Source organism: Rhodococcus sp. FW305-130, from assembly GCF_058788335.1.
This window is the reverse complement of sequence record NZ_JBYTAP010000001.1, coordinates 62,445-87,856: the sequence shown is the minus strand read 5'-3', so window position 1 is coordinate 87,856 and position 25,412 is coordinate 62,445. Positions and strand designations below refer to the sequence as shown.

At 62.9% G+C, this 25,412-nt stretch carries 27 protein-coding genes and 1 pseudogene; 14 read left to right on the top strand and 14 right to left on the bottom strand.

Annotated elements, in window-relative coordinates:
* Positions 1–48: 48 nt before the first annotated feature.
* A complete protein-coding gene (locus tag AC3WQS_RS00460) occupies positions 49–696 on the bottom strand; it encodes a CoA transferase subunit B (RefSeq protein ID WP_019745502.1) in 648 nt (215 codons plus the stop codon).
* Positions 693–1,439 (bottom strand): CoA transferase subunit A, encoded by a 747-nt coding sequence (locus tag AC3WQS_RS00455; protein WP_007730016.1) that lies wholly within the window; start codon positions 1,437–1,439, stop codon positions 693–695. The genes AC3WQS_RS00460 and AC3WQS_RS00455 overlap by 4 nt, the downstream gene beginning before the upstream one ends.
* Positions 1,440–1,610: 171 nt before the next feature.
* Here AC3WQS_RS00455 and pcaH point away from each other — a divergent pair, with 171 nt between their 5' ends.
* From pcaH to AC3WQS_RS00425, 6 genes and pseudogenes are all read left to right on the top strand, one after another.
* Positions 1,611–2,330 carry a protocatechuate 3,4-dioxygenase subunit beta gene (gene pcaH / locus AC3WQS_RS00450; protein WP_046379373.1) on the top strand — a complete coding sequence of 240 codons (720 nt, stop codon included), beginning with the start codon at positions 1,611–1,613 and terminating at the stop codon, positions 2,328–2,330.
* Positions 2,323–2,964 carry a protocatechuate 3,4-dioxygenase subunit alpha gene (pcaG, locus tag AC3WQS_RS00445; protein WP_042953044.1) on the top strand — a complete coding sequence of 214 codons (642 nt, stop codon included), beginning with the start codon at positions 2,323–2,325 and terminating at the stop codon, positions 2,962–2,964. The genes pcaH and pcaG overlap by 8 nt, the downstream gene beginning before the upstream one ends.
* 11 nt (positions 2,965–2,975) lie before the next feature.
* Positions 2,976–4,304 carry a 3-carboxy-cis,cis-muconate cycloisomerase gene (pcaB, locus tag AC3WQS_RS00440; protein ID WP_445386857.1) on the top strand — a complete coding sequence of 443 codons (1,329 nt, stop codon included), beginning with the start codon at positions 2,976–2,978 and terminating at the stop codon, positions 4,302–4,304.
* On the top strand, positions 4,301–5,482 hold the full coding sequence (gene pcaDC, locus AC3WQS_RS00435; RefSeq protein WP_134998892.1) for a bifunctional 3-oxoadipate enol-lactonase/4-carboxymuconolactone decarboxylase PcaDC: 1,182 nt from the start codon (positions 4,301–4,303) through the stop codon (positions 5,480–5,482). Before pcaB ends, pcaDC begins: the two co-directional genes overlap by 4 nt.
* Positions 5,479–6,303: an IclR family transcriptional regulator domain-containing protein gene (locus tag AC3WQS_RS00430; RefSeq protein ID WP_007730008.1), complete on the top strand. Its 825-nt coding sequence runs from the start codon at positions 5,479–5,481 to the stop codon at positions 6,301–6,303. The genes pcaDC and AC3WQS_RS00430 overlap by 4 nt, the downstream gene beginning before the upstream one ends.
* Positions 6,304–6,327: 24 nt before the next feature.
* Positions 6,328–7,538, top strand: a pseudogene (locus AC3WQS_RS00425) (acetyl-CoA C-acetyltransferase).
* Here AC3WQS_RS00425 and AC3WQS_RS00420 read toward each other — a convergent pair.
* Entirely contained in the window at positions 7,539–8,078 is a 540-nt protein-coding gene (locus tag AC3WQS_RS00420; RefSeq protein ID WP_257209801.1) for a MarR family winged helix-turn-helix transcriptional regulator, read from the bottom strand.
* Positions 8,079–8,150: 72 nt separating this feature from the next.
* Between AC3WQS_RS00420 and AC3WQS_RS00415 the strand changes: the two genes are divergently transcribed.
* Positions 8,151–8,876, top strand: a complete 726-nt coding sequence (locus AC3WQS_RS00415; protein WP_020909286.1) for an SDR family NAD(P)-dependent oxidoreductase — start codon at positions 8,151–8,153, stop codon at positions 8,874–8,876.
* Here the strand turns inward: AC3WQS_RS00415 and AC3WQS_RS00410 are convergent, their stop codons facing one another.
* Both AC3WQS_RS00410 and AC3WQS_RS00405 read right to left on the bottom strand, forming a co-directional pair.
* Positions 8,877–9,596, bottom strand: coding sequence for a dienelactone hydrolase family protein (locus tag AC3WQS_RS00410; RefSeq protein ID WP_070385191.1), 720 nt, complete (start codon positions 9,594–9,596; stop codon positions 8,877–8,879).
* Positions 9,597–9,642: 46 nt separating this feature from the next.
* On the bottom strand, positions 9,643–10,647 hold the full coding sequence (locus AC3WQS_RS00405; protein WP_113682879.1) for an ABC transporter substrate-binding protein: 1,005 nt from the start codon (positions 10,645–10,647) through the stop codon (positions 9,643–9,645).
* Between the two features lie 388 nt (positions 10,648–11,035).
* On the opposite strand from AC3WQS_RS00405, the gene AC3WQS_RS00400 reads away from it, so the two are divergent.
* A complete protein-coding gene (locus tag AC3WQS_RS00400; protein WP_003939930.1) occupies positions 11,036–11,239 on the top strand; it encodes a cold-shock protein in 204 nt (67 codons plus the stop codon).
* 69 nt (positions 11,240–11,308) lie between these two features.
* Here the strand turns inward: AC3WQS_RS00400 and AC3WQS_RS00395 are convergent, their stop codons facing one another.
* From AC3WQS_RS00395 to AC3WQS_RS00380, 4 genes are all read right to left on the bottom strand, one after another.
* Complete coding sequence (locus AC3WQS_RS00395; protein WP_031333815.1) at positions 11,309–12,037, bottom strand: Clp protease N-terminal domain-containing protein; 729 nt, start codon at positions 12,035–12,037, stop codon at positions 11,309–11,311.
* A gap of 70 nt (positions 12,038–12,107) precedes the next feature.
* Positions 12,108–12,893: an alpha/beta fold hydrolase gene (locus AC3WQS_RS00390; protein WP_113682880.1), complete on the bottom strand. Its 786-nt coding sequence runs from the start codon at positions 12,891–12,893 to the stop codon at positions 12,108–12,110.
* Positions 12,894–12,976: 83 nt separating this feature from the next.
* A complete protein-coding gene (locus AC3WQS_RS00385) occupies positions 12,977–13,969 on the bottom strand; it encodes an ABC transporter substrate-binding protein (protein WP_113682624.1) in 993 nt (330 codons plus the stop codon).
* Positions 13,970–14,397: 428 nt separating this feature from the next.
* Positions 14,398–15,036, bottom strand: coding sequence for a DUF2461 domain-containing protein (locus AC3WQS_RS00380; protein WP_003939783.1), 639 nt, complete (start codon positions 15,034–15,036; stop codon positions 14,398–14,400).
* Positions 15,037–15,116: 80 nt separating this feature from the next.
* Between AC3WQS_RS00380 and AC3WQS_RS00375 the strand changes: the two genes are divergently transcribed.
* Entirely contained in the window at positions 15,117–15,968 is an 852-nt protein-coding gene (locus AC3WQS_RS00375; RefSeq protein ID WP_492712635.1) for a mechanosensitive ion channel family protein, read from the top strand.
* Positions 15,969–16,062: 94 nt separating this feature from the next.
* Here AC3WQS_RS00375 and codB read toward each other — a convergent pair whose 3' ends face one another.
* Positions 16,063–17,394, bottom strand: coding sequence for a cytosine permease (codB, locus tag AC3WQS_RS00370; RefSeq protein ID WP_021345682.1), 1,332 nt, complete (start codon positions 17,392–17,394; stop codon positions 16,063–16,065).
* Positions 17,391–17,855: a nucleoside deaminase gene (locus tag AC3WQS_RS00365; RefSeq protein WP_003940577.1), complete on the bottom strand. Its 465-nt coding sequence runs from the start codon at positions 17,853–17,855 to the stop codon at positions 17,391–17,393. The genes codB and AC3WQS_RS00365 overlap by 4 nt, the downstream gene beginning before the upstream one ends.
* Positions 17,856–18,030: 175 nt before the next feature.
* Between AC3WQS_RS00365 and AC3WQS_RS00360 the strand changes: the two genes are divergently transcribed.
* Together AC3WQS_RS00360 and AC3WQS_RS00355 are read left to right on the top strand one after the other, a co-directional pair.
* Positions 18,031–19,551, top strand: a complete 1,521-nt coding sequence (locus AC3WQS_RS00360; RefSeq protein ID WP_230091009.1) for a PucR family transcriptional regulator — start codon at positions 18,031–18,033, stop codon at positions 19,549–19,551.
* 26 nt (positions 19,552–19,577) lie between these two features.
* A complete protein-coding gene (locus AC3WQS_RS00355) occupies positions 19,578–20,222 on the top strand; it encodes a formylglycine-generating enzyme family protein (RefSeq protein ID WP_030243927.1) in 645 nt (214 codons plus the stop codon).
* Here AC3WQS_RS00355 and AC3WQS_RS00350 read toward each other — a convergent pair.
* Positions 20,205–20,780, bottom strand: a complete 576-nt coding sequence (locus AC3WQS_RS00350; RefSeq protein WP_492712634.1) for a P-loop NTPase family protein — start codon at positions 20,778–20,780, stop codon at positions 20,205–20,207. The two genes, AC3WQS_RS00355 and AC3WQS_RS00350, sit on opposite strands and share 18 nt — an antisense overlap.
* Before the next feature lie 18 nt (positions 20,781–20,798).
* Positions 20,799–21,908 carry a DUF6670 family protein gene (locus tag AC3WQS_RS00345; RefSeq protein WP_080909878.1) on the bottom strand — a complete coding sequence of 370 codons (1,110 nt, stop codon included), beginning with the start codon at positions 21,906–21,908 and terminating at the stop codon, positions 20,799–20,801.
* 146 nt (positions 21,909–22,054) lie between these two features.
* Between AC3WQS_RS00345 and AC3WQS_RS00340 the strand changes: the two genes are divergently transcribed.
* Genes AC3WQS_RS00340 through AC3WQS_RS00330 form a run of 3 tightly spaced genes read left to right on the top strand, consistent with a single transcriptional unit; the run spans position 22,055 to position 24,329 of the window.
* On the top strand, positions 22,055–22,897 hold the full coding sequence (locus AC3WQS_RS00340) for an alpha/beta hydrolase (RefSeq protein WP_020970959.1): 843 nt from the start codon (positions 22,055–22,057) through the stop codon (positions 22,895–22,897).
* A gap of 2 nt (positions 22,898–22,899) precedes the next feature.
* Positions 22,900–23,466 (top strand): nucleotidyltransferase family protein, encoded by a 567-nt coding sequence (locus AC3WQS_RS00335; protein WP_019745523.1) that lies wholly within the window; start codon positions 22,900–22,902, stop codon positions 23,464–23,466.
* A gap of 59 nt (positions 23,467–23,525) precedes the next feature.
* A complete protein-coding gene (locus AC3WQS_RS00330; RefSeq protein WP_020970960.1) occupies positions 23,526–24,329 on the top strand; it encodes a transglutaminase-like domain-containing protein in 804 nt (267 codons plus the stop codon).
* Between the two features lie 8 nt (positions 24,330–24,337).
* Here the strand turns inward: AC3WQS_RS00330 and AC3WQS_RS00325 are convergent, their stop codons facing one another.
* Positions 24,338–25,309 (bottom strand): alpha/beta hydrolase, encoded by a 972-nt coding sequence (locus AC3WQS_RS00325; RefSeq protein WP_020970961.1) that lies wholly within the window; start codon positions 25,307–25,309, stop codon positions 24,338–24,340.
* Positions 25,310–25,412 lie beyond the last annotated feature (103 nt).

The window sequence follows — 25,412 nt, the reverse complement described above, 5'->3', positions numbered from 1 at the left end:
GGATGGAAGTCACGACCCGGCGGCTGAGCCATCAGATGAAACATACTGTCAAAGAATCAGTTTCGCTCCGGTGGCAGCAACCACGTCGTCGACGCTGATGCCCGGCGCCGTCTCCACCAGGCGGAGACCGTCGTCAGTCACGTCGATCACGGCCATGTCGGTGATGATTCGCTGGACGCAGCCCTTACCGGTCAGTGGAAGCGAGCACTCCTCGACGATCTTGTGCTCACCCTTCTTCGAGACGTGCTCCATCATCACGATGACGCGCTTTGCGCCGTGGACCAGATCCATCGCGCCGCCCATGCCTTTGACCATGTGGCCGGGGATCATCCAGTTCGCGAGGTCTCCGGTGGCACTGACCTGCATGGCACCGAGCACGGCAACGTCGACCTGGCCGCCGCGGATCATGCCGAACGACGCTGAGGAGTCGAAGAACGACGCACCGGGGAGAACGGTGATGGTCTCCTTGCCCGCATTGATCAGCTCGGGATCGAGTTCGTCCTCGGTCGGGTACGGCCCCACGCCCAGAACGCCGTTCTCCGAGTGCAATACAACGGTGATGTCGGTCGGGAGGTAGTTCGGAACCAGCGTCGGCATACCGATGCCGAGGTTCACGTACTGCCCGTCCTCGAGTTCTCGCGCGACGCGGGCCGCCATCTCTTCGCGGGTGAGTTTGGTGGGTAGTACAGAAGTCATGCTCGTACCGTCCGATTCTCGATGCCGACCGTCACGGGGCCGACGTGGACAACACGCTGAACGTGAATGCCCGGCGTGTGGATCTCGGCAGGGTCGAGCTCACCCGGCTCGACGAGGTGCTCGACCTGCGCAATGGTGATGCGCCCCGACGTTGCTGCAGCCGGATTGAAGTTCTGGGTACTCGCGCGGTAGACGAGGTTGCCGTGCCGGTCACCTTTCCAGGCATGGACCAGTGCATAGTCGGCGACGATGCCGCGCTCCATCACGTAGGTGACGCCGTCGAAGTCACGAGTTTCCTTGGGCGGACTGGCAACTGCGATGCCGCCGTTGCCGTCGTAACGCAGTGGCAGGCCGCCGTCGGCGACCTGGGTGCCGACGCCGGCCGGGGTGAAGAACGCGGGGATGCCCGCGCCCCCGGCGCGCATGCGCTCGGCGAGCGTGCCCTGCGGCGTGAGTTCGACTTCCAGCTCACCGGAAAGGTACTGACGCGCGAACTCCTTGTTGGAGCCGACGTACGAGCTGACAGTACGACGGATACGCCCCTTCTCCAGAAGCACTCCGAGCCCGAACCCGTCGGTGCCGCAGTTGTTGCTCACCGTTTCGAGTGATGTCGCGCCCTGCTCTAGGAGCGCATCGATGAGGATTTCCGGCACTCCGACGAGCCCGAAACCTCCGACAGCGATCGTGACGCCGTCCGGCACGTCGGCGACGGCCTCGGCAGCAGTGGGAATGACTTTGTCCATCATGTCGATCACAGTAGCGCGGTGCGTACGTATTGTGAACCCCCGTGCGCATCACGAACATTTTTCGCCCCCGGCATTGCCTGGGTCACATCTACGAACTATTCTGTTCGCAGAGCGCAACACATGTACACATTGCGAACAACTTCACGTAACCGAACGACGAGGTTCCCTATGCTGCATCTACCGCCGAGGTACCAGCGGCCGACTGGCGTCAACGCCCCGGCCGATTTCGCGGACTACAAGACCACTTCTCTTCGCCACCCGAAGCAACCGCTGAAGCTGCTCCCCCAGCGCCTCACGGAGCTCACCGGGCCGGTATTCGGCGAAGATCGCGTCGGCGCCGGCGAAAACGACCTGACCATTGCCAACGGCGGCGAAGCACAGGGACAGCGCATCGTCGTTCACGGCCGTGTACTCGACGGCGACGGAAAGCCGGTCCCCCACACACTGCTCGAGGTGTGGCAGGCCAACGCCGGTGGACGCTACCGCCACACCGGCGACAACTGGCCCGCGCCGCTGGACCCGTTCTTCAACGGGCTCGGTCGCTGCGTGACCGACGCGAACGGCCACTACAGCTTCACCACGATCAAGCCGGGCGCCTACCCGTGGATGAACCACGACAACGCCTGGCGACCGGCCCACATCCATTTCTCGCTGTTCGGCACGGCATTCACGCAGCGCCTCGTGACGCAGATGTACTTCCCCGAAGATCCGATGTTCTTCCAGGACCCGATCTACAACTCAGTGCCCGAAGAAGCCCGTCACCGCATGGTCAGCGTCTTCGACTACGACGCCACAGTCCCCAACTGGGCTCTCGGGTTCCGCTTCGACATCGTCCTGCGCGGCCGTAATGCCTCCGTATTCGAGAACGAGGAAGACCACGATGACTGATCACACCGCGAAGCCCGCACCCACTTATCCGGTCGTCCCCGGCGACTTCACCACTGCCCCCTTCGGTGTCACGCCCTCCCAGACCGTCGGACCGTACTGGCACATCGGCCTCCCCTGGACGGACGGCCCCGACGCCGCTCCCGCCGATGCCCCCGGACGAATCACGCTGGCCATCACGGTGATCGACGGCGCCCGCACACCCGTCGCCGACGCGATGATCGAAACGTGGCAGGCCGATACGCTCGGACGCTTCAACCATCCGGACGATCCCCGCGGCGCAGTGGACCTCACTCCGGCGGGTTATCGCGGATTCGCCCGCAGCGCAGCAGATTCCACCGGTACCGCACTGGTCTACACCGTCAAGCCCGGAGCGCAGCCCACTGAAACGGATGCGGACGAGGCCCCACACGTGAACGTGTCGGTCTTCGCTCGAGGGATGCTCGACCGCCTGGTCACCCGCTTGTACTTCCCCGAGGACACCGACGCACACGTAACAGATCCGGTGCTGTCCTCACTGAGCGAAACCGAACGCGCGAAGTTGGTTGCAACCAAGGTCGACGGTGGGTACTCCTGGACGGTCTATGTTCAGGACGAGGACGCGAACGGCGTCGAGACGCCCTTCTTCGAGCTGTAAGAGGAGTACACATGCCCACTCGCGGCGCACTGTTCGACCCGGTGTTCGGGGCCACCCGAGTATCGGAGCACCTGTCCGACCAGGCGTGGGTCACCGCGCTGCTCGACGTGGAAGCCGCACTGAGTTGTGCGATGGCCACTGTCGGGTTGGCCGACGGGGAACATTGCGCCGCGGTGGCGACCGCCGCAGCTGAACTCTCACAACCGGGCGGCCTGGACATCGTGGCGCTCGGCCGCGCGTCGGCCACCGGCGGAAATCCCGTCATTCCGCTGGTGAAGATGCTGCGCGAAAGGGTGGGACAGGAAGGTGTGCCTGCCTCCGTGGTGCACCCGGGCGCCACCAGTCAGGACATCATGGACTGTGCGCTGATGCTGTTGACGCGACGCGCGGGCACAGTGGTTCTCGCCGACCTGACCCGCGCCGCCGATTCCGCCGCCCACCTCGCCCGCATCCATCGCTCTACTCCGATGGTCGCGAGAACCCTGGGACAACAAGCACTTCCGACCACCTTCGGGCTACTGGCATCGAGTTGGTTCACCGCGCTCGACGCCGCAGCGATTCGTCTCGAAATCGTGCTGTCCACGTTGCCGGTTCAATTCGGCGGAGCCGCAGGAACACTCGCTGCGTTGTATCCCGACGGGCTCAGGATCGCGGACGCGCTGGCCGACGAACTCGGTCTGGCCAGGCAGGTCACTCCCTGGCACACCGACCGCGTGACCATCGCAGAACTCGCGACCACACTCGGTATCGTCGCCGGCGCTGTTTCCAAGCCCGCCACCGACATCACCGTCATGGCGTCCACCGAGCTGTCCGAGGTTGCCGAGAGCGCTCCGGGCGGCTCATCGGCCATGCCGCACAAGCAGAATCCGGTTGCCTCGATCACCGCCCGCGCGGCAGCGCGACGCACTCCCGCACTGGTGGCCACAGCCCTGTCGAACATGGATCACGAATTCGCTCGCGCCGCAGGCCCCTGGCACGCCGAGTGGGAAACCGTCACCGATCTCCTGCGTCTGGCTGGCGGAGCAGCGCACCAGCTTTCCGTGAGCCTCACCGGCCTGCAAGTACACACCGAGTCGATGGCTCGTAATCTAGACATCACCGGTGGCCTGATTCTCGCCGAGCGTGTCACCAAGGCCCTGTCCGCACACACTGATCGAGCACGCGACATCGTCACCGCGGCAGCCACTTCCGGAACCAGGTTGGATCGTGATCCCGCCATCGCAGAGCACCTGAGCGAAACCGAGATCGCCGAACTACTCGACCCCGCACACTATCTGGGCCACGCCACCGATCTGGTCGACCGCGCCCTCGCCGAACGCCCCACAGGAGGATCTCGATGAGCGTCGCGCTCAACTTTCAACAGACCGGCAATCCCGATGCCCCGGCAGTGGTTCTCCTGGGTTCACTCGGATCCGATCTGTCCATGTGGCAGCCGCAGATTCACGCGCTGTCGAATCGCTACCGCGTCATCGCCGTCGACCATCGCGGCCACGGCAAGTCACCGGTGCCTGCGGGCCCCTACTCCATTGCCGATCTTGCCGGCGATGTCATCGCTCTCCTCGATTCGCTCGAACTCGAGTCCGTACATCTCGTCGGGCTCTCCCTCGGCGGCGCTGTCAGCCAATGGATCGCCGCGCACCACCCCACTCGCGTCGAGACGTTGACGTTGATGTGCACGTCCTCGCAGTTCGCCCCGGCTCAGCCGTGGATCGATCGTGCGCAGGCTGTCCGTGCGGACGGCATCGCGTCCATCGCGGCCGCCGTCGTCGGACGCTGGTTCACGCCGGGACTGGCCGAAAACGATCCGGAGCTTGTCGCCCGCCACGTCGCGATGGTCGAAGCCACACCCGACGAGGGTTATGCCGCCTGCTGCGAGGCGCTTTCGGTGTGGGACGGCCGTGCCGACCTGGCCCGCATCGTCGCTCCGACGCTCCTCGTCGCGGGCGAGCAGGATCCGTCGACACCTCCGGCGACGTTGAGCGCGATCGCCGACGGTATCGCCGATGCGGTACTGCACGTGGTCGATCCCGGCGCACACCTCGCCAACGTCGAACAGGCCGGGCGCGTCACCAAACTGCTTGCAACGCATATTGCCTCGCACACATCTGCGCTCGCCCAACGTAGCGCCGCGGTGTCGGCTGGCATGACCGTACGACGTCAGGTGCTCGGCGACGCCCACGTCGACCGTTCCATCGCCGGTGCCACCGAATTCACGGCCCCGTTCCAGGACTTCATCACTCGTACGGCGTGGGGCGACATCTGGTCACGCCCCGGCCTCGATCACCACACCCGTAGGCTCCTCACTCTCGCGATCCTCACTGCCGTCGGCAACGAACACGAACTCGACATGCACATTCGCGCTGCGCTGCGTGCCGGGATCGATCCCGACGAACTCGTGGAAGTATTTCTCCATACCGCGGTTTATGCGGGTGTGCCGAACAGCAACTTGGCTTTTGCGCTGGGAAAGCAAGCACTCGCAGACCTCTCGGCCGAACCTGAGGAGAACGAGACGACATGAGTGAGAACAGCAGCGAGCAAGCGCCGGGCCCGTCACCGGACTACGTGCAGTCGCTGGCACGTGGACTGTCCGTCATCAAGGCTTTCGACGGTGAGCACCCGCGTCGCACCCTCAGCGAGGTTGCCAGGCACACCGATCTCACGCGTGCGACCGCTCGCCGCTTCCTGCTCACGCTCGTCGAACTCGAATACGTACGTACTGACGGTTCGGTGTTCTGGTTGACGCCCCGTGTCCTCGAACTCGGCTACAGCTACCTCTCCAGTCTGTCCCTTCCCGAGATCGCCGGGCCGCATCTGGAAGCCTTGTCCGCCAAGGTCCGTGAATCCACGTCCGTGTCGATCCTCGACGGTGACGACGTCGTGTACGTGGCCCGTGTTCCGGTCAGCCGCATCATGACGGTTTCCATCACCATCGGCACGCGCTTTCCCGCGTACGCCACATCCATGGGTAGGGTTCTGCTCGCCGGCTTGCCGGACGACGCCCTAGACGCCTACCTCGCCCGAGTGTCCTTCGCCCGCCTGACCGGCAAGACCATCTCCACCGCCGACGGTCTGCGTGCCGAACTCGAGAAGATTCGCGCCGACGGATTCGCGATTGTCGATCAGGAACTCGAGGAGGGTCTGCGCTCGCTCGCCGCACCCATCCGGGACGCAACCGGTGATGTGGTCGCGGCTGTCAACATCTCCACCCAAGCCGCCCGCTACAGCGCCGAAGCTGTTCGCGGTGAACTGGTTCCGGCCGCAGTCGCCACCGCGGACGCCATCTCCGTCGATCTCGGACGTACTCAGTCGTCCAACAATCACTCGGCAGCCACTCGCTGACCGGGCATACCCAAGGAAGAACCAATGCCTGACGTTGTCATCTGTGAACCGCTCCGCACCCCTGTCGGCCGCTTCGGCGGTGTCTTCCGTGACGTAGCCCCGGAAGATCTCGCCTCGACGTTGATCGCCGAACTCGTCACGCGTACCGGCATTTCCGGCGCGGAGATCGACGACGTCATTCTCGGCCAGGCTTCGCCGAACGGTGAAGCTCCGGCGATCGGACGCATCGCGGCGCTCAACGCCGGTCTGGGCGTCGATGTTCCCGGCATGCAGGTGGATCGCCGGTGCGGGTCGGGATTGCAGGCAATCATCCAGGCCGTCATGCAGGTTCAGTCCGGTGGCAGTGATCTGGTCCTCGCGGGTGGTGCCGAGTCGATGAGCCAGGCTGAGTTCTACGCAACCGGAATGCGTTGGGGTGTCAAGGGTGAAGGTGTTGCGCTCAGCGATCGTCTCGCGCGCGCCCGCGTGACAGCCGGCGGACGCGACTTCCCGGTTCCCGGCGGAATGATCGAAACGGCAGAGAACCTGCGCGCCGAGTTCTCCATCAGTCGCGAAGATCAGGACGCACTCGCGGTGCAGTCGCATCAGCGTGCCGTTGCCGCACAGAAGAACGGCGTCTTCGCCGAGGAAATCGTTCCGGTATCCGTTCCGCAGCGCAAGGGCGAGGCCCTGCTCGTCGACACCGACGAGCATCCGCGGGCCGACACTTCGATGGAATCGCTTGCACGCCTTCGTCCCATGCGCGCAAAGATCGACCCGGACTCCACCGTGACGGCAGGTAATGCCAGCGGCCAGAACGACGGCGCAGCGCTGGCGATCGTCACCACCGCAGACAAAGCCCGCGCACTCGGACTGCGACCCCTCGCACGCCTGGCAAGTTGGAGCGTTGCCGGAGTTCCCCCGCGCACCATGGGCATCGGTCCCGTCCCGGCGTCGGAGAAGGCACTCGGCCGCCTCGGATTGACTTGGCGGACATGGATGTCATCGAACTCAACGAAGCCTTTGCGGCACAAGCACTTGCAGTCCTGCAGAGTTGGAAGCTCGAAGCCGACGACCCGCGCGTCAACCCCAACGGCTCCGGCATCTCCCTCGGCCATCCGGTCGGTGCCACGGGTGGACGAATCCTGGCCACCCTGTTGCGCGAGATGGACCGTCGCGAAGCGCGTTACGGCCTCGAGACGATGTGCATCGGCGGCGGGCAGGGCCTGGCTGCAGTGTTCGAGCGCCTGTCCTGATCAAGCCCCGACGTGCGCGACGCCAGGGTCACCGAGTTCGCCGCGTAGACCGTCGAGAAAGACACGCAGCAGTTCGGTGAGTTCGGCCTGCTGCTGCTCGGTGAGAATCGACGTCAGTTCGGCTTCACGGCCGAGGACTCGGTCCACCAATTGCTCCACCAGTTCGTGACCGGCGGCAGTGAGGGTCACGAGCACTATTCGTGACCCTTGCGCGGCGGAAGACCTCTCCACCAGACCCGCGTTCTCCGCGCGCGCGAGTCGCTGCGAGATCGCACCGGCCGTGACTCCGGTCTGCTCGGTGATCTGGCGAGTCGTCAACTGATACGGCTCGCCAGATCGCCGCAGGACACTGAGTAGGTCCAGCGTGGCTGTGTCCGCACCGGCCGAGGCGAGTACCCGTCGGCGATCCTCTCCGAGCAGCTTGGCACACATCCACAGCCTGGTCACAATGCCGATACCCTCTACGGGCGTGCCCGGCCTTTCGCGAAGCCAGGCCAACGCAACCGCGTCCACTGCGTCGTCCGGGTTGTAGTCGCCCACCACTGCACACCTCATTTAGCTCTAAATGATACGTTCTTCGTATAGGTCTAAACGTAGCTCACGGAGGTAGGCATGACACGCACAGTTCTGGTAACCGGCGGCGGAACAGGGATCGGGCGCGCAGTTGCAGCGGCGTTCGCCCGAGACGGAGACACAGTTTTTGTCACCGGCCGACGCACGGAACCACTCGAAAAGACCGCAGAGGAGTTGGGTTCCGATGTTCACGCCTTGACGTGTGACAACTCCGACCCGAAAGACCTGAAGCGGCTGCAGGATTCGCTTCCGGGAACCATCGACGTCGTGGTGCACTGCGCCGGTGGCAACACGGACTTCGATCGCGAAGCACCGTCAGATCTGGAATCCCTGGCCGCCGGGTGGCGTGCGAATCTGGACTCCAATCTCATCTCGGCAGTGCTGACTACAGCCGCAGTTCGCGATCGAATCCCCAGCGGCGGTGCCGTCATCACCATCGGATCGATTGCCGCCGACAAGGGCGCGGGCGCGTACGGCGCTGCCAAAGCCGCAGTTGCGACGTGGAATATCGATCTGGCCGCCGAGCTGGGGCCCGAAGGCATCACCGCGAACATCGTCTCCCCCGGCTACATCGCCGACACCGAGTTCTTCCGAGACTTTCTGACGGACGAGCGTCGCGCGATGCTGATCGAGTCCACCAGCACCAAGCGCGCCGGAACACCGGACGACATCGCATCAGCCGTCCACTTCTTGGCCTCACCGGGCGCCCGGCAGATCACCGGTCAGGTATTGGCAGTCAACGGCGGTGAGAGAACCAGTCGCTGATCATGCCAGGTGACGCTCGAAGAACGAGTCGATTCGCTTCCAGGCATCCTGCGCTGCAACAGGATCGGGACCGATTCCGAGGATGCGCTCCAACGGACGAAGCACCTTGGGTCCGGCCTCCGCGTCGTTGAGGAACGCGTGGCCGGCGGCGGGGTACTCCTTGACGTCGTTCTCGATACCGGCATTGCTGAGCGCCGTCTCCAGCTTCGCTGCCGCACCCCGGAGCGAGAAGTCCTTGCCTCCGAAACTCCCGACGATCGGGCACGCATCCACCACGGCCTCATCGAGTTTGCGTGGAAGCTGACCGTAGTTGACCGAGGCAGCATCGAAATCTCCGGCGCTGACCATCGCGAAGCCGCCGCCCATGCAGAATCCGATGACACCGATCTTTCCGGTGCAGTCCGGGGATTCCAAAAGCCAACTGCGAGCGACTTCGATGTCGGTGAACGCCTTGCCGTGTCCTCGAAGCATCGACGTCATGGTCGGCACGAGGCACCGCTTCGCCCCGCCCGCGCTGTAGAGGTCGACAGCGAGCGTCAGGAACCCCGCAGCGGCCAGTCGCTTGGCTTGCCGCTGCATCACCTCCTCGAGCCCGAAGGCCTCGTGAATCATCACTACCCCCGGCCACGGGCCGGGGGTAGTGGGTGTTTCGAGTATCGCTCGCAGCGGTTGTGATCCGCCGACTACTGCGGCGCGGCCCGTCAGATCTATGTCCACCATGTCTCGATGCTAGGCCGACGCTGCGTCCGTAGGCTCGGAAGCGAGGTCAGGGGAGCTGTTTTCCCTGGCCCGCCGCAAGCCCGGTCAAGACCTCGGCGAGCTGCGGCAAGGCGTACGGCGCGCTCAGTGGACCGAAATTGTCGACAAAGGCATTCGAGAGCAGAAGTTCGACCGGCGCATAGGCTCGCGCCTTCACCGCGGGGAGGTTCTGGAAAACTGCGAAGTTCTCCAACCCCGTCGTCGCTTCCTGATCAGAAGCGAGGCTGAGCAAGATGTCTGCGGGTGCGAGTACCTCCACCTGCTCCATCGACAGCGCAGTCATCTGCTCGGCGTTGTATCCGCGATAGTTGAGTCCGAGTTCGCGCAGCAGAACCCCGGGCGCACTGGCATCCCCCTGCACATACAACTGATCGCCGTACATCGAGCCGATCATGATCGTCTTGCCACCCAAGCCATTCAGCGAAGCGGCGGTGTCGGAGATCAGGGCGTCGGTCCGGGCGATCGCTGCAGCAGCGGCCTCGTCGACAAAAGCGGCCTGCCCGACCGTGGCGACGCCGTCACGCCACGAGGTGGTCCAGTCCAGCGCGATGACCGGCGCGATCTGGCTGAGCCTCTCGGCTGCCGGTTCGAGATAGGTCTTCATTCCGATGATGAGATCCGGTGAGTAGCGCGCGATGATTTCCGGGCTGATTTCGCCTGTGGTGTCGAAGCTTTCGAGATCGGCTATTCCAGCGGTGCTCTGCCAAGGCAGTGCACCGCGGTCCCACGCACCCGTATTGCCGTAGGCGACTGGGTGAACGCCGAGAGAGAGCAGAAATTCGAGATCCGTGAAGTCGCTGGCAACAACGATCCTTTCCGGCTTCCCCGAGATCGTGGTGGTGCCGAGCGCATTGATCACCTCGCGTTGTTCGCCGGCATCAGCGGCATCTGACGTAGTCGAACAACCCGCAAGGATGGCGGCCGCTGCCACCGCACCGACGCCGAAGAACCCACGGCGACTGAGCTGGTCCACCAGTTCAGACGTCGTAGATTCACAAATCGTTCCGTACATGTATGCACTCTCCTTCTCGGCTGCTGCGCGCGCCGAGGGCACAGCGAATGAGAGGTTAGCCCACCCTCATCTTCCATAGGGTTCCTACGTTTGCGATTCCGAGAGATCGGAGCGACAACTATGGACCGTTCTCGAGCGGACAAGTACATTCCCGCTGATCTATCACCGCAGGCAGTTGGGCGAGCCACCAGTCCCTGCCTTCGGCGATCGGGTCGCTCCAGCGTCGAAAATCAGTCGAAGATCAGTTGCCATTCCCTCCTCGAAAGCGTCCGAATTACCGTCTTTTGCACGTCGCCCACCGTTCGACTTGCGCGGCGTGGGAGGATAGACACATCGAGATCGGGACTTCGATGTGAGGGCCCGGATCGAGTTTGTAGGGAGTATCGGTATGGCACAGGGCATCGTGAAGTGGTTCAACGGCGAAAAGGGCTTTGGTTTCATCGCTCCCGACGACGGAACACCGGACGTGTTCGTTCATTACTCTGAAATCTCGGGCAACGGCTACAAGTCGCTCGACGAGAACCAGCGTGTGGAGTTCGAGGTTGGCCAGGGCCAGAAGGGTCCTCAGGCCACCAATGTGCGCGCTGTCTAATCAGTGACACAAGAAGAGGGCCGCACCCGCAAGGGTGCGGCCCTCTTCTGCATCAGATTCACATATGAATCACTGATCCTGAATGACGGCCAGCACTCCCACGATGTTCGACTCCGCCACCGACTTCGAGATTCCGAGATCAGTCAGAACACCTGATCCGTCTTCGAGTTCGAGCAGCGCGAGCAGGATGTGCTCGGTTCCGATGTAGTTGTGGCCCAGGCGAAGAGCCTCACGGAACGTCAGTTCCAGGACCTTGCGCGCGCGAGCGTCGTACGGAATAAGTTCTGGCAGTTCGGAAGTCGGAGCCGGGAGTACAACGGCCACTGCAGCTCGGACGGACCCGAGCTCCACCCCCTGCGCCACTATCGCCTTCGCAGCCAACCCGGCAGGCTCCTCGACAAGCCCCAGGAGCAGGTGCTCGGGCTGGATCTCTGCGTTACCGGCAGCGCGGGCTTCGTTCTGCGAGGCCATGACGACGTTCTTCGCCCGGGGAGTGAACCGGTTGAACCCTTCGTTCGGATCCATCGGCTTCTGATCACTCGGCGCCTTGGGAACAAAACGCTTCTGCGCAGCCTGCTTCGACACACCCATGCTCGCACCGATCTCCGTCCACGACGCTCCCGACCTGCGCGCCTGGTCGACGAAGTGGCCGATCAGGTGATCTGCAACTTCACCGAGATGATCAGCGGCGATCACGGCGTCGGACAGTTGGTCGAGCGCGTCGGTGTGCACCTTCTTGATCGCGTCGATGAGGTCGTCGAGTCGAACCTTGTTGGTCATTTCCACTGGTTTACTCATGCGTCAACCATAGGTTGACGCAATCGAAAACGTCAACCCTGGGTTGACGATCGTTTTCGCCGCCCAGCGATTAGCCGGAAAAGAACTCGCGCAGAGCCGGGACGATAGCGTCGTCGGCAACGCCGTGACCCTGACCGGGGATCTCCAAAGTCTTTGTCCCCGAGACTTTTGCAGCGATTCGCGTCGCCGAAGAAGGCGCCCACTGACCACTGTCACCGCCGTACATGACCAATGTAGGGACGGTAATGGAGGCAAGCCAGTCGAGCGACTGACAGCCGTGATCACACACGGCGACGTCGTAAGGCAAGGTGTGCGCAATGGCGCACATGTCGGGCCAATCGGCACTCCGCTTGATCTCGTCGACCATCTCCGGGGATGCACCGGTCAGATCCAGAAAACGCGTCACAGCACCTTCCCTGTCGCCGGCCGCGATCAACCGCTCCAGGTCACTTTGGGCAGTCTCGTCACGCTGGTCGTCGTCCATGTACGGCGCCTCGTAGACGGCGAGCTTACGCATCGGAACGGCCTGCGCAGCGGCTTCCAAAGCCAGCGCAGCACCCGACGACAATCCGTAGACCAGCGGCGTTTCACCGGCGGCAGCGACGACCGCTCGCAAGTCCTCCACCTCGGAGTCGATCGAGAACGCGCGACTGTCACCGCTGTCCCCGCGTCCGCGCCTGTCGTACGAGTACACCGTGAAGTCCGCCGCCAACGCAGCAGCGAGAGAATCGAACCATCCTCGATCGCAGAACGCTCCGGCAACCAGAACCACTGCTGGTCCGGCACCGGAGCGTTCGTATGCGATGGTCGTACCGTCGCGGGATTGCACTACCGCTGGGGATTGCTCTGTTTGCACGTCGATCTCCTCAGGTTTGGTCAATGCCTACCTGATTAGACCGCCCACGTTACCGAAACTCATCGGTCCGGCCGGCAGAGGCCTCAGCTGATCTTGTTGTACAGGGCATCCCAACCCTGTGCCACGTACGAAATCGTGTAGATCGAACCGTAGAACGTGGAGCCACCCAGACTGGTGACGTTGCCAGCCTGCACTGCCGGGAGTCGCTGCCACAGCTTGCTCGCCACCAATGCCTGGTACGCGGCACTTTCCTCGTTTTCGGTGATCATGAAGCCGTCGACGCCGGCCAGCACATCGAGGCCTTCGAGGCTGACGCCGCCTTCGGGATCAAGGCCCTCCGAGGTGGCAGTTTTGCCACCGATGTCGCCGAGCGTCATGTCGCTGGGCTTGTCGCCCTTCTCGGACGTACGGATGCTCGTGACGTACAGCGTGTTCGTGTCTGGCATGAACGAGACACTGGCAACGGTTTTGGACGCAATCTTCTCGGCATGACGACTGCGGATGTCGGAAATCAGATTGTCGTAGTCGAGCGTCAATCGATCGAGTGTGGCCGTTCGACCGAGCCAGCCCGACAGCCGCGAGAGGTTTGTACGCCAGTCGTCGGTGAACTCGGTCGTCAGAACCGGTGCGATGGTGGACATCTCGGCTACCGGCCACCACTCGCTCTCGTAGTTGAGGCACACGATCAGGTCGGGTTCGAGCGCCAAGATCTGTTCGCGGTTGGGGATCTCCGACAGGAACGGCACCGACGAATCGATAGGCACCCACGGTGTCGCCTGGGCGTACGTGTAGCCGACGAGCGGAAGTTCCAGAGCTACAGCAGGTTCCAGATCGAGCCGCGAGTCGATCGCGACAACCCTCTTCGGATTGACGGGAATGTCGTAGGTACCGAGAGGTGTCGTCACAGAACGCATTTCGGTTTCACCCGAACTGCTCCCGCTGTCACCGCAGGCCGCCAGGAACGCGCCCAGTCCGGCGATCCCGGCACCGAAGCCGAACTGCCGACGTGTGAGGTCCGAAACGAGGCGGTTGTCGGAGTAGCCCTCGGGAAGCAAGAGCGTGGATTGAGCGGGCATGCGTGTCGAACCTCCAGAAGAAATGAATCATCCACTGTTGCGAGCGGATAAGGATGCCCTAACAGCGTACGCAGGGAGGGTCGTCGCGATCGGCCCAGAAATAGTCGAATCAGGCCAATTCGCACCCCTTACTTGTCGAGTTTGCGCATCTCGACGAAGTAGACCGCACTGAACGCGAGGTAGGTGCCGACGATTCCGAGGACCGAGATGATCAGGACGAGAGCGAGAAACATAGCCATGATGGTCTCCACTGACACGGGTTGTTCACGATGTCGATCGAGAGAAAATGGCTTCGAACTGCGGCGCTGCGACTCGAAGCGGGGCCGAAACTTGCGGTTACCCACACCACGCTAGCCCCAGGCGTCTCGAGTTTCGATGAACTCGAGGTGAACACTCCTACGGCTACGTCACACTTTTCTGTCGGACGGTCAGTTCGGTCCGAGCACCTGTCCGGACCATTCGACCAAGGGCGTCAGTGCGCGCCACGCTGTGCGAACTTCCTTCAATGTCCTGGCGCTGTCCAGCCACGACGGGCTTGGGTAACTACGACCAGCAGTCAGCGACTTGTGACGCAGCAATTCGATCCGCGGGTGGTCGACCGTGTATCCGCGAGGCGCCGTCTTGAGCTTGTCGCCGCCGATCGTGAATCCGGCCTTCTCGACGGAGGCCAGGATCTTCTCGAGCTCCGGCCCTCGAACGTCGTCGTCGACAGCCGCACGATAACGCGCGATGGTCTCCGAACTGCTGGCGTAGAAACCACCGGCCACCATCAACCCTGCCGCGTCGATCTGCACGTAGTAGCCACAGCTCTCGGCGAGACCGACGAACGCTCCCTGGTGCGTCTTGTACGGGATCTTGTCCTTCGAGAATCGAACGTCACGATATGGCCGAAAGAGCTTGGCCGTGCCGAATTCGTCCTCCAACGCCGCGGTCAACGACGCCATCGGACGACGAACCACTTCGTCGTACGTCTCCTTGTGCGCTGCCCACCAGGTCTTGCTGTTGTCAGCCTCCAGGTCTTCGTAGAAGTCGAGTGCAGCAACGGGTATGCCAGTGAACGCAGCCATGGCGTAAGCCTAGCTGCCTGTACGGCTTTGGACCGCCTGCCCTGCGACGATGCCCGGATCGGCCGGAATCCGTAGAATGCATGGGGATGATTTCCGAAATACAAGCATGGGAACTGACCGACACCAACCGAGACTGGCTGATACACCGACCCGTCGAGATCGCGATCTACGTGGCGCTCGCAGTCGTTCTGCGCTTCGCACTGCACCGCGGGATCGATCGAATGTCGAAGCCTCCCAAGTCTCCGAACGCCAAGGTGAACGAGCGCCGATCGCAGCGAGCCCGGACCATCGGTTCGGTACTCAAATCGACGGTGTCCATCGTCATCCTCGTCTGGTGTGTGCTGCAGATCCTCGGCATTCTCGGGATCAACGTCGCGCCGTTCATCGCATCCGCCGGAGTCATCGGTCTTGCCATCGGTTTCGGTGCACAAAACCTGGTGCGTGACTTCCTCTCCGGCATCTTCATGTTGCTCGAGGATCAGTACGGTGTCGGCGACGTCGTCGATCTCGGCGACGCGGTCGGCACCGTCGAAACAGTGGGCCTGCGTGTCACCACGATTCGAGATGCCAACGGCACCTTGTGGTACTGCCGCAATGGCGAAATCCTGCGAGTGGGCAACATGAGTCAGGGTTACGCCACTGCAGTTCTCGATCTCCCGATCGCCCACAACGCGAACGTGCACAAAGCGTGCGAGGTGGCGACGCGAGCTGTCCTCGAGGCGGCGGAGTCCGAACCGATCAGGGCGGACATGATCGACAAACCGGAGATGCTGGGAGTCAATTCGGTTACTGCCGAGGCAATTACCATTCGAGTGACGGCGCAGGTCAAGCCTGGGCGCCAGTGGGCAGTCCAGCGCGCTTTTGCACGCTCGGCGCTGACTGCGTTCGAAGAGCAGGGAATCGAGGCACCTTACCTGCCTGTTCTGCGCTGACGGTTGAGACGGAATCGTCTGCCCTTTCCATCAATTACGCGAGCCCCCGGCGGGGTCGAAACCACCGGGGGCTCGCTGGTGCCTGAAGCACGATTCAGACGGTGGAGGTCGAGACCTCCCGATCTGCCGAGCTGTTGCCAAACACCCTGTGCAGGAACATCGTCAGAGCAATTGCTGCCACGATTCCGATCAGCGGCGGGATTCCCACCTCGAACTCACCGGAAAGCCATGCGAGGAACGCTGCGACGGCATAGACGGCGAGGTTTCGCCAGTGGACCGGCTGCGGGGTGTAACCCTCGGGAATGCCGCGCCGCCAGCGGCACAGGAAGTCCGCGATGATCACACCGCCCAATGGCGGGATGAACGTTCCGAGCAGGCTCAGATAGTCGACAAGATGGTTGTGCACACCGGTCAGAGCGAGCGCCGTGCCGATCACACACCCACCGATGACGAACGGGGTCTTGCGGGGCTTTCTGAACAATTCGGCGCCGGCCACCCCGAAGGCGTATGCGGTGTCGGCGTTGCTCTTCCAGAGGTTCCCGAACAGCAAGACCAGGCCCCAGCCGACAAGCCCGAGGTTGTAGAGAATCAGCACGAAGTCACCTTCGTGGAACGTGATGGCTCCGATGGCACCGAACAGGATCATCAATCCGTTTCCGAGGAGGAACCCGATAACGCAGGCCCACACCGCTTGTGATCCGGAACGGGCAAACCTGGTCCAGTTGGGCGCTTGCGTTCCCGCCGATACAAACGTGCCGACCACAGTGGTGATTGCGAGCGCGATCGTCATGGTCGTCTGCGGTTGAACCGAGACCAGGCCGGAGAACCCACCGACTTCCTCGAGGGACCGGAACACGACCCAGCAGGCCAACGCCAGGATCAAGGGCGTCGAGACGAGCGAGACCCAATACATTCCGCGGTAGCCGTAGCAGGCGGTGATGCACATCAAGATGCTCGCCGCGATCATCACCGACGCCCGCGCGAGATAGGAATCCCAGCCCAATGCCTGCGCGGTGAGATCGCCGATCGTGCCGATGATGACTCCGTACCAGCCGATCTGGGTACCGCCCAGCAGGATCGAAGCGAGCTTGGACCCGCGAGTGCCGAAACTGTAGCGCGCCATCACAACTGTCGTCAGCCCGGTTCGAGCTCCGACGAACCCCATCATGGCGACGTACACCCCCAAGATGGCGGATCCGGCGGCGATCACCACCATCAGTTTCCAGAACGAGAACGCGGTACCGAGCGCTGCTCCGGCCAACATCGTCGGTGTGAAGATGGTGAACCCCAACAACACCACCGCGAGCGAGAAGAACGGCTTTCGTGCATGAAGCGGAACCGGACTAACGGGATAGTCCGGATCGATCGGGTGGCCTGTGCTCTCCGAATCGCCTGCGACCGTGGCAGGTTCGACGGCGCTGCTCATACAACTTCGCCGATGTCTTCGAGCCACAGGCTCGGGCGCTCGGCCAGCATGCGGTCCATCAGTGCCACACACTCCGCGTCGTCGACGACGTCGACCTGAATTCCGCTGCTGCGCAACCATTCTTCCGACGCCTCGAAGGAACGATTTTCGCCGACTACGATTCGAGGGATCTCGTACAGGCGCGCCGTTCCGGCGCACATGAAGCACGGTGACAAAGTCGTGTAGAGGACACACTCGCGATACACTGAGGCCGGCAGTCGTCCGGCGCGCTCGATGCAGTCGGTCTCTCCATGACGGATGGCGCTGTTCATCTGGACCCGGCGGTTGCGTCCGACTGCGAGAACCTCGCCGCGGTGAATCAGCGCCGCGCCGATCGGCACGCCGCCCTCCTCCCAACCGATCTTCGCCTGTTCGATCGCAAGTCCGAGAAAATACTCATCGGTGTGTGCCGGGTGGTTCATGTGCGCTCCTGGAGTCTGACCAAAATCGTCGATTGTGGCTCGTGTCACAATCCGACCACGGTGGTAACAGCCCGACAAGGGACAACCTGTCAGTTCGGCAGAACTAGCTCTATGACGAAGTGCCCCCTCGGCGGACGATATAGAAATGCTCCCGACTCTGCGACAAGTTCTTGCGATGCCCTCGTTCAGGGCCGCCGCAATCGAGGTGCTCGCGGGCGACGTCGATACCGCGGTGGTCCGCTGGGTCCATTCGTCCGAGGTGTACGAGATGGGTGGGCTGCTGTCCGGAGGTGAGGTCCTCCTGACCACGGGCCTCGGTCTGCACGGGCGATCTCCCGAGCAGCTCACCGCCTACATCGACCAGTTGGCGGACGCGGGATGCGTCGCGCTCGCGATGGAGGTCGGCCGCTCGTTCCTCACGGCCCCTCCCGAACTCGTCGAAGCATCGCGCCGACGCGGGCTCGCGTTCTTGGCCCTGCACGCAGTAGTGCCCTTCGAGCGGATGGTCGAAGACTTTCACGACCTCATGCTCCGCCGCACTCTCGGTTCGGCTCAGGCGGGCGAGCCTGTCTGGCAAGAACTTCTGAGTCTCGTGGTGGCAGGCCAGGGTATGACCGCGCTGCTCGACAAGGTGTCACGACTCGCGGGGTGCGGCGTCGATCTCCTCGACGCGGATGGCAGAACCGTCGAGCGCAGCACAACCGGCGCAGAGCGGTCCGAGACCGAACGCACGATCCACGACGTACGCGGTCCGACGAACTCACTCGGTCGACTTGTCCTGTGCGGGCCCGCAACTACACGCCGAACCGCCGTCGCAAACTGCGCCGCCGTCGCGGTGGCTCTGGAACTCGGCCGTCACGGCGACCTCGGCCCAAGACAGTCACTCGCCCAATCGGTGATCACCGACGTGGTGGGCGGTGTGCTCACATCGCACGGCGACTTGTCCGAGCGACTGACAGCGGCCGGGTGGACGCCGTTGTCGGAGGGGCACCACGTCCTCGTCGCCGCTGTCGACATCGATCGGCAAACGCCGGTTCGAGAGCTCGCTGACCAAGTACGCGACGCCGTGCGGGCCGTGCTCGGCTCCTGTGTCGTCGGGACTGCGGCCAATCACGTCATCGTGCTCGCGCATGGGTGGGCGTCCGCATCCCCCGCTCGAGTGCGGACTGCTTTCACCGAAGCCGACGAGCTGCTACGCCGCGGGCCGGGCGGTTCCGCGGTACGCACGCTCGGAGTGGCGACGCCGGTCGAGGATCTGTCGGGCGTCGGGGCGGCGGTCGCGCAAGCTCGCGAAGTCGTCCAGATCGCACGGCGTTTCGGCACCCGGACCGGAGTGATCCTCGCCAGGGACGTCGGCGTCCAACGACTGCTCGCCGCCGGCACGACACCCGCTTCCTTGTCCTCGTTCGTCACGGAGCAACTCGGTTCGCTGATCGCTTACGACACAGCACATTCCGCCGACCTCGTCCGGACACTCGACGCGTACCTCGCACACCGGGGCGGCAAGGCGAGAACCGCGGATTTCCTCGGCATTCGGCGCCAGTCGCTCTATGCACGGCTCACTCGTATCGAGAAGCTGATGGGAGTTTCCCTCGACGATCCGGCGCAGGTGGTGTGTCTCGGGCTTGCACTGACCGCATGGCGCATGCGTACCGGCCTTGACCCACAAGCTGCGTTCGAGCGTCTCCCCGGGTGAGCGACAACCTCTGCGATGATGAACGAATGACCGGAGCAGCGGAATTGATGATCGAGATCCCTGCCGGCGAGGTGCATCTCAGAGACGATCGCAAAGGCACTGCGTGGACCTCGAAAGTCGAATCATTCCGCCTCGCTCGCCATCTCACCACCAGGGCACTGCTTCACGGAGATTCGGCGGACGATCCGAGCAAACCCGCGGTCGACCTCTCGTGGAAAGACGTCATCGCAACCTGCAACACACTGTCAGTCGCGGACGGTCTGTCGCCCGCGTATCACGACATCGACACCGAGTCTCCCCGGTGGGACCGGGCGGCAACCGGCTACCGACTCGCCACCGAGGCCGAGTGGCAGTACGCGTGCAAAGCCGGCACCTCCGGCTACCGCTACGGCGAAATCGACGAGATTGCCTGGTACAGCGACAATTCAGAAGGACGAGCACATGACGTCGGGATGAAGGCACCCAACAACTGGGGCCTGTACGACATGATCGGCAATGTCTGGGAATGGTGCTGGGATCTCTACGACCCCGAGGTTTACGGCACGTACCGGATCTTCCGCGGCGGCAGTTGGGCCGAAAGTGAGCGCGGTTGCGGCGCTACCGTACGGAGGCGAAGCCACCCGACGTTTGCTATCGATGACTTGGGATTTCGCCTAGCTCAGACGATCTGAGGGCAGACGGCCGAGGACTTCGAGCACAGCCTCGATCTCTTCTCGACTGCGCAGCCGAACTATCGGCAACGACGGCACATCGACAAGGACCGTGGCCATACGCCCGACGTTGCGTCCGTCGCTTCGCCAGGCCCAGCGCACCACATGATCCGGATCGAACAGAATGGTGTGCAGTGGCGGCTCCATGTTGCGATTCCACAACACCTCTCGCTGCAATCGCCGACGCACGGTTCGTGTGATCACCTGGCGCATCACCGTCCGCCGAGGCAGATCCAACCACAGCATCAGGTCCGCACGCTCGGCCAGAAGCTCACGCACCGCGCCGTACTGCCACTCGGTCACCCAGGCCGGCTCGCTGGAAAAGCGTCGTACTTCGGTTTCGAAACTCTCGAGCGGAACCCAGTCGGGCCCGTGGAACAGCGAGTCCAACTCGGTGTGTTCGATCCCGAGAAGCTGCCTGATTCGACCGGCGAGAGTCGTCTTTCCGGCGCCCGAGGTCCCCGCGACAAGGATCTTCTGCGGACGAGTCGTCAGCGAGGCGGGGTCTACGAAAGGCACCGATACACACTAGGTGCCTTACACTTCGCAGTCCACCCATTCGATGTAACCGGTGCCGTTGATCGACGCACCGTCGAAACTCCCCCGGTAGGTGTACGCGCCGACGTATCCCTTACCGTGGCCATAGCGCCACTCCGAGTCGATCTCGGCCTCGAACTCGACAATCGCCCTGCCGTAATCGCGTACCTGCCAACGCAGTACGCGCGGCACACGCATCTCACGTCCCTGCGGGTCGACATGCAATGTGTCAGCGTACTCGAGTACGTCGAACACCACATCGTCGAAGACTCTTGCGCTGCCGTCCACCGTCCGAATGTAGGCGAGCTTGCACGCCGTAACCCCTGAAGCTCGAACATCGGTGAGCAACAATTGATGCCGGTCGTCGAGCTGAACGATCTGGTAGGTGAAGAAATCGGCCGGGAGCTTCCAGGACTCGGGAAGGGCGCGGCGGGTCAACGATTGCGGTGTCATGCACCGCGCGTATTCGACGGTGCATGGAGCCGAAATGCTCACCGGGCCATCCGGACTCGAGATCGTTCCGGAACACTGCGCCAGCAGACTGACGTGGTCGTAGACGGGATTGCGCACGAACCACGACGCTTGATCTGTTGCCACGATCTCGAGATCGACGTCGAAAGAGTCGTATCGTCCGGTGACATGGAACTTCGGATAGCTGTTGTCGATGATCAGGTTGTCACCGAAGGCGATTCGCGAACCATCTTCTTCGAACGCACACTCATCGGCCGCGTCGTACGCCCGATAGAAGTGATGCCCCGGCGCTGCGGTAGAACTCAGCACGGTTGCGGTGTTTCGCGCGTCGGGTGCAGCGAGATAGTCGTTGTCGAACACCACCGTCCCGGTTGCACCGATCAACGTCATGGTGTTGAGGTAACGGAAAGGCCCTGGCAGTCGGGGAACGAAGATCCCGTAGTGCGTCCACGCGAACTTCCGCGAAGCCAGGTGCGGACGCATCATCTCGGGCCGATCGAACGGGCGTACCGATTCCGCCATTCGCTTGTCGATCAGCGGTAGCGCGCCGTCCAGCAAGGCCCGAACCGCGGGTCGCCACAATCGGCGCGAGCGGGTGGCTGGAACAGGGTCGGAACGATCAACGGTTTGTCCGGTCACGCCCCTAAGTTAATGTAACCAGCCGTAACAAACAAGTGTCGAAGTTTCCTCGACGACCTCACACCCTGAACACCCGCGCCCTGCCCACGGGGCGAATAGCATGTGAGAATCCGCGTACCGGAACCGGTCGCAGAGAGGGCGCAACAATGCAGCACGAAGAGTCGTCGTTCACCGGAGTAGCCGGCACCAAGATCGTCTACGACGTGTGGACACCGGACCGCGAACCCACCGGGGTTCTTGTCCTGTGCCACGGACTCGGCGAACACGCGAGGCGCTACGACCATGTTGCTGCGCGGCTCGGGGAACTCGGGCTCATCGTGTACGCACCCGACCATCGCGGACACGGACGCTCTGGCGGCAAGCGCGTTCACCTGAAGGAATTCTCCGACTTCACCGACGACGTCCACACGTTGTTCTCGATCGTGACGGCGGCACATCCCGGTAAGGACAAGTTCCTGCTCGGCCACAGCATGGGAGGCGCAATCGCACTTTCTTATGCCCTCGACCATCAGGCCGATCTCAAAGCACTCGCCCTGTCCGGACCTGCTGTGATCATCGCAACCGGCACTCCGAAGATCGTGATGCAGCTGGGCAAGATCGTCGGCAAGTACCTCCCCGACGTGCCTGTCGAGAACCTGGAAGCGGCTGCCGTATCGCGTGATCAGAAGGTTGTCGACAAGTACAACGCCGACCCGCTGGTTCACCACGGCAAGGTTCCTGCCGGAATTGCGCGCGGCATGATCACCGCCGCGGAAGGCTTCCCGGCGCGCCTGCCATCGCTCACCATTCCCGTACTGCTTCAACACGGCTCGGACGACCGATTGACGGACCCCGCCGGCAGCAAGCTCGTAGCAGAGTTGGCCGGTTCTTCGGACGTCACCTTGAAGGTGTACGACGGCTTGTATCACGAGATCTTCAATGAGCCTGAGCAGGAAGAGGTTCTGAACGATCTGATCGAGTGGCTGCGCCCGCGGGTCACCGGAGCATAATCATGTCGACGTGCGGGATCCTGCTGGCTGCCGGGGCCGGATCCCGCATGGGCAAACCGAAAGCTCTCGTTACGGGCACGGACGGCCAGCCTTGGCTTCGCCACGGGGTGGCGACACTGCAGTCCGCCGGACTCTCACCGGTCATCGTGGTTCTCGGCGCACAGGCCGAGGACGCCGTCGAACTGCTGCCCACCACCGATGTCATTGTGGTGAAATCGGATTGGGAACGGGGAATGAGCGCATCACTACGCTGCGGACTCGAGGCAGCCATGCAGATCGAGGGTGCCGAGGCGGCAGCGATCTCCCTGGTCGATGTCCCGGACCTGAACACCGACACCGTGACGCGAATCGCGGGTCAGGGCATCCCATCACGAAACATACTGCGAAGAGCTGTCTTTCACGGAAGGCCCGGCCATCCTGTCCTGATCGGACGCGACCATTGGCCGACGCTTGCAGAGTCACTCACCGGGGACGGCGGCGCCAACACCTATCTACGCGAACACGGCGTGGAGTTGGTGGAGTGCAGCGACCTCAGCAGCGGCGTCGACGTCGACTATCCCGAAGCCTGATCGCACTGTCACAATCCTCCCAGGTGGTGGGTGTCCGAATTCGGTGTAAAGATGATCCGATGAAACGTACCGTCGCCGCCCTGCTCGACATCGAGATCGACGAGGCGACCAACCTGGAGTTCAAGATCGCGGTGACGCGCGCGCCGGGTGTCGAACTGCTGGAAACGATGTCGTTCGTCCATGACGGCAATCCGATCGAACCCCGTGAGGTCATCGCCGAACACGGCACCCGGATTCACCTACTCGACTGCGCCCCAGGCAAACTGATCGTCAGCTACGACGCAACCGTCATCGGCCGCGCAGAACCGGCGTCGGTCGGCGACTACGACGTGTCGAAATATCTGCGCCCCAGTCGCTATGCCGAGGCCGACAAGTTCTTCGGTTTTGTCGCCGGGCAATTCGATCTCGCCACTCCCCCGGCCGAACTCCTCCTCGAAGTCACGCGCTGGGTGAGTACACATTTGAGTTATGTCCCGGGCACCAGCCGTGGCACCGACAGTGCGGTAGACACCTTGCTGGCCGGCGCCGGAGTGTGCCGCGACTACTCGCACCTGACCATCTCGCTGCTACGCGCGGTGGGGATTCCCGCTCGCCTGGTGGCCGTCTACGCGCCGGGCTGCGATCCGATGGATTTTCACGCCGTCGTCGAGGCCAGTATCGACAACGTGTGGCGCGTTGTCGACGCAACGCAATTGGCGCCGCGCAGCAATCTTGTGCGGATCTCGACCGGGCGAGACGCCGCGGATACCGCCTTCCTCGACAACCACGGCGGTTCGATCACGTTGCATGCCTCGGAAGTTCGCGCAGTCGTCGAGGGCGTTCTCGACAACGACGACTACGCAACACTCACGTCGATCGGCTGACAAACACCTCAGGCGCTGATCTGGTTCTGCGAGGCCATCGTTCGCTCGAGGAACTTGACCGTGAGATCAACGATCGCCTTACCCTCCCGAAGAGCTTTGCCGATCACCGGGAAAGCATGGATCTGCCCACTCCAGATGTGCGTTTCGACGGCTTGTCCTGCCTTGATCAGGTTTTCGGTCATGATCTCGACGTCCGGACGCATCAGTTCGTATTCGGCGGCCACCAGGAACGACGGCGGAATCAGACTGGCGTCGGCGTTGATCGGAGACTGCGCACCAGGAATCTCGTCCGGACCCTCCAGCCACCGGTCCTTGAGCTTTTCGACCTGTGACATCGGTAGGTAGGCATCGCGTTTCATGAAATCGGGATCGTGGTCCTCGAGGTTCACGTTGAGAAGAGGGGAATATCCCACCACGGCAGCGGGCCGCGTGATTCCGCGCAGTGCGGCAATTTCGGCGACCTTCATGGCCAGGTAACCGCCCGCCGAATCACCGGCAAGCACAATCTTGTTCGGGTCTTCCGCTGTCTCGAGCAACGCAGTGTACGCGGCCATCGCATCCTTGACGGAGGTGCCGATGGAACCTTCCGGCAGCTGACGGTAGCGCACGGAGATCACCGGCACTCCGGCCTTCGCCGAGAGCAAACCGCACAGTGCTCGGTGCGTTGCCAGACCGCAGAAGACGAATCCCCCGCCGTGGAAGTAGAGGATCGTGGCTCCGGCCAACTCGCCCTGCGCTTTGCGTGGATGCTGCACCTTCTCGCTTGGCACACCACCAAGCGTGAAAGGCTCGATGTCGAGGTTCTTCGGCTTCGGCAGTTTGTCCGCCATCGCGTCGAGTCGCTCGAGTTGGCGGATGCCGCGTTCGGTGGTCGGCCAGAGGGTGAACATCGGCTTCACGAACGTCCTGGTCAGACAGAAGATAACCCGCGCTCGGGGACTCACGTTCCAATGCCATACCGTCGAATCTCGCGTCCGCATAGCGTCCTCCCAGGTCAAGACGTTTTGTGCATGTGAGTTACACATACTTGTCGACTGCTGTTGTGAACGATAACTGACGCTGCGCCAAAACGACACGACGGGT

Coding starts and splice junctions, on each gene's coding strand:
- AC3WQS_RS00460 (WP_019745502.1), bottom strand. CDS start 696: ATGACTTCTGTACTACCCACCAAACTCACCCGCGAAGAGATGGCGGCC.
- AC3WQS_RS00455 (WP_007730016.1), bottom strand. CDS start 1,439: ATGGACAAAGTCATTCCCACTGCTGCCGAGGCCGTCGCCGACGTGCCG.
- pcaH (WP_046379373.1), top strand. CDS start 1,611: ATGCTGCATCTACCGCCGAGGTACCAGCGGCCGACTGGCGTCAACGCC.
- pcaG (WP_042953044.1), top strand. CDS start 2,323: ATGACTGATCACACCGCGAAGCCCGCACCCACTTATCCGGTCGTCCCC.
- pcaB (WP_445386857.1), top strand. CDS start 2,976: ATGCCCACTCGCGGCGCACTGTTCGACCCGGTGTTCGGGGCCACCCGA.
- pcaDC (WP_134998892.1), top strand. CDS start 4,301: ATGAGCGTCGCGCTCAACTTTCAACAGACCGGCAATCCCGATGCCCCG.
- AC3WQS_RS00430 (WP_007730008.1), top strand. CDS start 5,479: ATGAGTGAGAACAGCAGCGAGCAAGCGCCGGGCCCGTCACCGGACTAC.
- AC3WQS_RS00415 (WP_020909286.1), top strand. CDS start 8,151: ATGACACGCACAGTTCTGGTAACCGGCGGCGGAACAGGGATCGGGCGC.
- AC3WQS_RS00410 (WP_070385191.1), bottom strand. CDS start 9,596: ATGGTGGACATAGATCTGACGGGCCGCGCCGCAGTAGTCGGCGGATCA.
- AC3WQS_RS00405 (WP_113682879.1), bottom strand. CDS start 10,647: ATGTACGGAACGATTTGTGAATCTACGACGTCTGAACTGGTGGACCAG.
- AC3WQS_RS00400 (WP_003939930.1), top strand. CDS start 11,036: ATGGCACAGGGCATCGTGAAGTGGTTCAACGGCGAAAAGGGCTTTGGT.
- AC3WQS_RS00395 (WP_031333815.1), bottom strand. CDS start 12,037: ATGAGTAAACCAGTGGAAATGACCAACAAGGTTCGACTCGACGACCTC.
- AC3WQS_RS00385 (WP_113682624.1), bottom strand. CDS start 13,969: ATGCCCGCTCAATCCACGCTCTTGCTTCCCGAGGGCTACTCCGACAAC.
- AC3WQS_RS00380 (WP_003939783.1), bottom strand. CDS start 15,036: ATGGCTGCGTTCACTGGCATACCCGTTGCTGCACTCGACTTCTACGAA.
- AC3WQS_RS00375 (WP_492712635.1), top strand. CDS start 15,117: ATGGGGATGATTTCCGAAATACAAGCATGGGAACTGACCGACACCAAC.
- codB (WP_021345682.1), bottom strand. CDS start 17,394: ATGAGCAGCGCCGTCGAACCTGCCACGGTCGCAGGCGATTCGGAGAGC.
- AC3WQS_RS00365 (WP_003940577.1), bottom strand. CDS start 17,855: ATGAACCACCCGGCACACACCGATGAGTATTTTCTCGGACTTGCGATC.
- AC3WQS_RS00360 (WP_230091009.1), top strand. CDS start 18,031: ATGCCCTCGTTCAGGGCCGCCGCAATCGAGGTGCTCGCGGGCGACGTC.
- AC3WQS_RS00355 (WP_030243927.1), top strand. CDS start 19,578: ATGACCGGAGCAGCGGAATTGATGATCGAGATCCCTGCCGGCGAGGTG.
- AC3WQS_RS00340 (WP_020970959.1), top strand. CDS start 22,055: ATGCAGCACGAAGAGTCGTCGTTCACCGGAGTAGCCGGCACCAAGATC.
- AC3WQS_RS00335 (WP_019745523.1), top strand. CDS start 22,900: ATGTCGACGTGCGGGATCCTGCTGGCTGCCGGGGCCGGATCCCGCATG.
- AC3WQS_RS00330 (WP_020970960.1), top strand. CDS start 23,526: ATGAAACGTACCGTCGCCGCCCTGCTCGACATCGAGATCGACGAGGCG.
- AC3WQS_RS00325 (WP_020970961.1), bottom strand. CDS start 25,309: ATGCGGACGCGAGATTCGACGGTATGGCATTGGAACGTGAGTCCCCGA.